General features: G+C 52.9%; 6 protein-coding genes and 4 pseudogenes. 7 read left to right on the forward strand and 3 right to left on the reverse strand.

Going from position 1 to position 4896, the window contains the following annotated elements; all coding sequences use genetic code 11:
- A pseudogene (locus tag ABLN87_RS21870) lies at positions 1-101 on the reverse strand (IS6 family transposase); the annotation flags it as partial.
- A gap of 48 nt (positions 102-149) precedes the next feature.
- Here ABLN87_RS21870 and ABLN87_RS21875 point away from each other — a divergent pair.
- From ABLN87_RS21875 to ABLN87_RS22530, 5 genes are all read left to right on the forward strand, one after another.
- Entirely contained in the window at positions 150-536 is a 387-nt protein-coding gene (locus ABLN87_RS21875) for a helix-turn-helix domain-containing protein (RefSeq protein ID WP_353014214.1), read from the forward strand.
- A gap of 82 nt (positions 537-618) precedes the next feature.
- Entirely contained in the window at positions 619-1335 is a 717-nt protein-coding gene (gene bioB, locus ABLN87_RS21880; protein ID WP_353014216.1) for a biotin synthase BioB, read from the forward strand.
- A 15-nt stretch (positions 1336-1350) separates the two neighbouring features.
- Complete coding sequence (locus ABLN87_RS21885; protein WP_353014218.1) at positions 1351-1572, forward strand: hypothetical protein; 222 nt, start codon at positions 1351-1353, stop codon at positions 1570-1572.
- Entirely contained in the window at positions 1569-1919 is a 351-nt protein-coding gene (locus ABLN87_RS22525) for a hypothetical protein (protein ID WP_417750416.1), read from the forward strand. The genes ABLN87_RS21885 and ABLN87_RS22525 overlap by 4 nt, the downstream gene beginning before the upstream one ends.
- Positions 1888-2373, forward strand: a complete 486-nt coding sequence (locus ABLN87_RS22530) for an aminotransferase class I/II-fold pyridoxal phosphate-dependent enzyme (protein ID WP_417750415.1) — start codon at positions 1888-1890, stop codon at positions 2371-2373. The genes ABLN87_RS22525 and ABLN87_RS22530 overlap by 32 nt, the downstream gene beginning before the upstream one ends.
- Here ABLN87_RS22530 and ABLN87_RS21895 read toward each other — a convergent pair.
- Positions 2370-2519 (reverse strand): annotated as a pseudogene (locus ABLN87_RS21895) (integrase core domain-containing protein); the annotation flags it as partial. The gene ABLN87_RS22530 and the pseudogene ABLN87_RS21895 overlap by 4 nt on opposite strands.
- Here ABLN87_RS21895 and ABLN87_RS21900 point away from each other — a divergent pair.
- A pseudogene (locus tag ABLN87_RS21900) lies at positions 2481-2978 on the forward strand (IS66 family transposase); the annotation flags it as partial. The pseudogenes ABLN87_RS21895 and ABLN87_RS21900 sit on opposite strands and share 39 nt — an antisense overlap.
- A gap of 125 nt (positions 2979-3103) precedes the next feature.
- On the opposite strand, the gene ABLN87_RS21905 reads toward ABLN87_RS21900, so the two are convergent.
- A complete protein-coding gene (locus ABLN87_RS21905) occupies positions 3104-4441 on the reverse strand; it encodes a sigma-54-dependent transcriptional regulator (protein WP_353014220.1) in 1338 nt (445 codons plus the stop codon).
- 280 nt (positions 4442-4721) lie between these two features.
- On the opposite strand from ABLN87_RS21905, the pseudogene ABLN87_RS21910 reads away from it, so the two are divergent.
- Positions 4722-4896 (forward strand): annotated as a pseudogene (locus tag ABLN87_RS21910) (IS6 family transposase); the annotation flags it as partial.

A 4896-nucleotide genomic window follows, 5' to 3' on the forward strand; every position in this document is an offset into this window, starting at 1 on the left:
GCACTGAGCGCAAACTGGTGGTAGACCCAGACCGCATAGGTGATGATCTCACGCGGAAAACGAAAGCCCTTCAGGCGAGGCATCTTGGACGGCATCTTCAGGCGTCAGACCCAATCAGATCAAAACACGCGAACAGGTTGGCAGTGCCGATGAATCTGGTTCACGAACTGGATGCCATAGGCGCATCGCTCCGAGTGCTTGAACCGGAAGTATCCACCGCCGGCGAAATGGGTCGTATGGTGATCACCGTCCTCGGAATTGTAGCCGCCAAGGGTAAGGGTGTCTACAAGGGGCGGCGGAAATCCGTGGATGACGGTGAAATCCGAAAGCTTGTGGACGAAGGCATCTCCAAGGCGCAGATCGCTGGCGATCTCGGGGTTTCAAGAATGACCGTCAAACGGGCACTCGTAGAATGCCGAAACCGAGATGGTCGTAAAATAAAACTGCTGCAAACTCGGGCAGAGAGCCCCAAATCAACCGACGCTGCAAGAGCAACCAATGTCGGCGAAAACTTGTTGCTGCTTGTCTCTAGGTAAAAATTGGAGATCCCGGTTGCGCTTGGAAGCGTTATCGATATTGAGGAGGGAGACAACAAAACAGCGCAGAAAAAACGATATAATGAGTTCGGCATTCGAAACGTGGACCCGAAAATCCGCGCAGGCCCTCCCTGATCTACCGCTGATGGATCTGTTGTTTTGTCCCCAGACGTTGCATCGCGCAAACTTTGATCCGAATAAGATTCAGACATCCAAGCTCTTGTCGATCAAGAAGGGCGGTTGCGCCGAAGACTGCGCCTATTGTTCGCAATCAGCGCGGAACGGTTCTAAACTCTCGGCCTCCAAACTGATCGAGGTGGAACGTGTGCTGGCCGAAGCCAGCAAAGCCAAGGCGGGTGGAGCGACACGTTTTTGCATGGGTGCGGCCTGGCGGGAGCCCAAGGATCGCGACATGGATGCGCTGGTAGCTATGGTCGAGGGCGTGCGTGGCATGGGCATGGAGACCTGCATGACCTTGGGCATGCTGGACGACAACCAGGTATTCCGCCTGCGCGACGCTGGCCTAGATAACTACAACCACTACATCGACGCGTCCGAGCGGTATTACTCAGAAGTGATCACCACTCGCACGTTAGCTGACCGGATCAATACGCTGAACCGTGTGAAAGACGCCGGTATCAAGGTCTGTTCCGGTGGTATTCTGGGTATGGGAGAAAAGGATCATGACCGGATAGACATGCTGCTGTCTCTGGCCAACCTCAATCCTGCACCAGACAGTGTCCCTATCAACATGCTGATGCCAAACCAATCGACCCGATTGACTTCGTGCGTGTGTTAGCACTGGTCCGAAATAATGATGCCCTCATCCTATGTGCGCCTGTCAGCCGGACGCAGCGAGATGAGCGATGAAATGCAGACTATGTATTTCTTCGCCCGGGCAAATTCGATCTTTGTGGGTGAAACCCTTCCGACGGCGGGAAACCCGGAAGAGGACACCGACGCGATCCTCTTTACTAAGATTGGCATCAGTGCTGAAACCGCAGCCGAGCACAGCTGCGCGAAAGCGGCTGAATGACAGCAGTGGAACGATTGAGTTCCATGCTGGATGTGCTGAACACTCGGCATCGCCGCCGGGTGCTGGTATCCCGCAGCGGAAGGGACTTCGTGTCCAACGATTACCTCGGGCTGGTGGAGTCGGCGCTGCTGGAACAGGCTGCGCGGCGCGCGCTGAACCGTGGTGTCCCACTGAGTTCGGGTGGGTCACGGCTCTTGCGCGGCAACCATCCAGAACATGAGGCGTTGGAGGAAGAAGCGGCCGAATTCTTCGGAGCCGAAGCGGCTCTGTTCATGGGGGGGCGGGTTTCAGGCCAATCAGGCCATATTCTCCACTCTGCCGGCTGCCGACGATCTGTTGCTGCTTGATGAACAGATACATGCCAGTGTCCACGAAGGTCTGCGTACCGGACGGGCCGAGGTGCGCGAGTTTGCGCATAACGACCCATCCGATGCCCGCCGCGTTATCAATGCCTGGCGCACCGACAGCGGCAGAGGGCAAATCTGGATCGCCGTGGAAAGCGTCTATTCGATGGAAGGCGATATCTCGCCTTTGTCCGAACTTGCCGAGCTGGCCCGTGAACATGATGCTGTGCTTGTGGTCGATGAAGCCCATGCAACCGGGGTTTTCGGCCCGCGCGGTCGCGGGTTGGCGCATGATCTGCCGACCGAGGTTCTGACGCTGCACACCTGCGGCAAGGGGCTGGGGGTATGTGGCGGGCTGATCTGCGGTGCGCGGCCAATGATCGATACTCTGATCAACCGCGCCCTCGCCGCTCAGCGCCGCGCTGGTACGCGCGGTTTTGGCAGAGCTGGGTGCTAATGGCGATCTGACCGGTGGGGTCGCTTTGTGTTGTAGTGTTTTCTCCATCCTTCGATGATGATTTGCGCTTCTCTCAATGAGTAGAAGATTTCCCTGTTCAGCAGTTCATCGCGGAACCTGGCATTGAAGCTCTCGACGTAGCCGTTCTACCGCATCGAAAAAACTTGCGCGGCCTGTCTGTCGACCAACGGCTCGCTGCACGGCAAGAGCGCTCAAAACCCATTGTCGATGCCCTTGATCTTTGGTTCGCCCAGAACCGCGCCCGTGTCTCGGCAAAATCGCCAACCGGAGAAGCACTGAAATACATGGCAAAATACTGGGGTGGGCTGATCCGGTTCCTCAACAACGGACGCATCGAACTGGACTCTAACGCCGTCGAGCGCACCATCCGCCCTATCGCACTGAACCGCAAAAATGCGCTTTTCGCCGGACATGATGCGGGCGCGCAAAACTGGGCCATCATCGCGTCACTCATCGAGACCTGCAAACTCAATGGGGTTGAGCCACACGGCTACCTGTCCACAGCCCTGGCTGCCATTGCTGGTGAGCACAAACAATCGGACATCAACGAACTACTGCCCTGGAACTGCGTCAGACCCGTGTGACCGGTGCAACGCTTGCGACAGAGCACAGAGCGGTCACAAATTGAAACAGTTAAACCGCCCTGGCGGATCAATCATGCTGCGCAAAACAGCTTGACTGGGAGGTCCCCGTTACCGAAGGCCTGAGTCTATAGATAATTGGAACGCTGAAGCCCGTATTTTGCCATCTTTTCATTTAGTGTCCTTCTAGGCAAACAAAGCTCATCCAATACCGAAGATATTACGCCTTTGTGTCGTTTGATTGTAGTATCAATCAGCATTCGTTCAAAAGCTTCCACGTATTCCTTTAGAGGTTTACCCTCTGTGGTCATCGCCGACAAATGTATCTCGTTGTCGGCAATCAGCAATGATGAGATAATATCAATCCCACGGCGATTCTTTAGAGTTACTCGCTCAGCAAAGTTTTTAAGCTGGCGGATGTTACCGGGCCAAGGTGCTTCCAACAATAGCTTTTTTTCGCTAGAATTAACTACAGGAATTTCACGTCCATACTCTTCCGAAAACGCTCTGATGTAGTGCGAAAACAGTGGCATAATGTCTTCGTTACGATCACGCAAAGACGGCATTTCAATCTGCGACGAAGTTAGCCTAAAGAACAAAGAAGGCCTTAAACGACCTTGGCATGATCCATCGAGCTCTTGCAGACTGGATACCGCCACGATTCTCGTTCTAGTTTCACTATTCTGTTCGTCCATTCTGGCTAGTAATCTGCTCTGCTGATCATCGCTTAGATACTCGACATCTTCCAAAATCAACGTGCCTCCGCGGCAGTCTTCAAGAGCTCCGACCGTTCGATCGTTACCACTGGAATCACCAAATAGCTCTCGATTTAGACCAACATCTGAAGTTGCTGAACACGAAATGGCTTTGAAGCAAGAACCGTTTCCTCCGCCCAATGCATGCAACGTATGTGCTGCAAGGGTCTTCCCCGTACCGGTTTCACCATTAATCAATACGTGTCCATTTGATCTAGATGCGTCTACTAATTGGTGGCGAGCTTGTGCAATCTTTTCACTACTACCCATGAAACCCCGCAACAACTGTAAGCCATCACCCGTCTTGAGTATCGCTGGTGCTCGGCTACTTAGGGTGATTCGGCGTTGGGCTAGGCAACACTCAACCTGCTCTACTAACGCCTCTGGCTTAAACGGTTTCTCGAGAAAGTCAAAAGCTCCTAACCTAATACAATCAACGGCTGATTGTATATCTCCGTGACCGGTAATCATTATGATTGGAATATCTTTATCAATTCTTAGAAGATTGGTTAGAAATTGCGACCCGTCCATTCCAGGTAACTTTAGATCCGAAATCACCACTCCTGGGTAGTTCGGTTGTATGTTTTTGAGAGCTTCTTCAGCGCACTCATATACGTCCGGCTGATAGCCTGATAGCGTTAGCCACTGTTTAAGTGAGTTGCGTATCTCTGGTTCGTCATCAACAATCGTAACTCTGGTTATTTTGTTCATTTCCAAACCTCATTTTCTACAACCTTACTTTAGTTTAGTCGGGCCTCTTATATTTCAATCGACCTTCACTGGCACGAATATCGATTTTCGATTACCAGAGTATCTACATAGTATCTAGGTTAGTAGCCCAGTGACAAAGAAGTGAACAGCTGTGATCTTTCTCTCAAGCCTTGAGCCTCCCTCAACCTGGTGCAGAGAGCAGTCAGATCTGGGTGGTTTGAAACGATCGCTGAGGCACTGCCAACCTGTTTGCGTGTTTTGATCTGATTAGGTCTGACGCCTGAAGATGCCGTCCAAGATGCCTCGCCTGAAGGGCTTTCGTTTTCCGCGTGAGATCATCACCGATGCGGTCTGGGTCTACCACCAGTTTGCGCTCAGTGCTGCCGATGTTGAAGATCTGCTCGCGGAACGCGGTGTGATGGTAAGTCGGGAAACGATCCGACAATGGGTCAACC

Origin of the sequence: Ruegeria sp. SCP10, from assembly GCF_040329495.1 — a bacterium.
Lineage (GTDB): Bacteria > Pseudomonadota > Alphaproteobacteria > Rhodobacterales > Rhodobacteraceae > Ruegeria.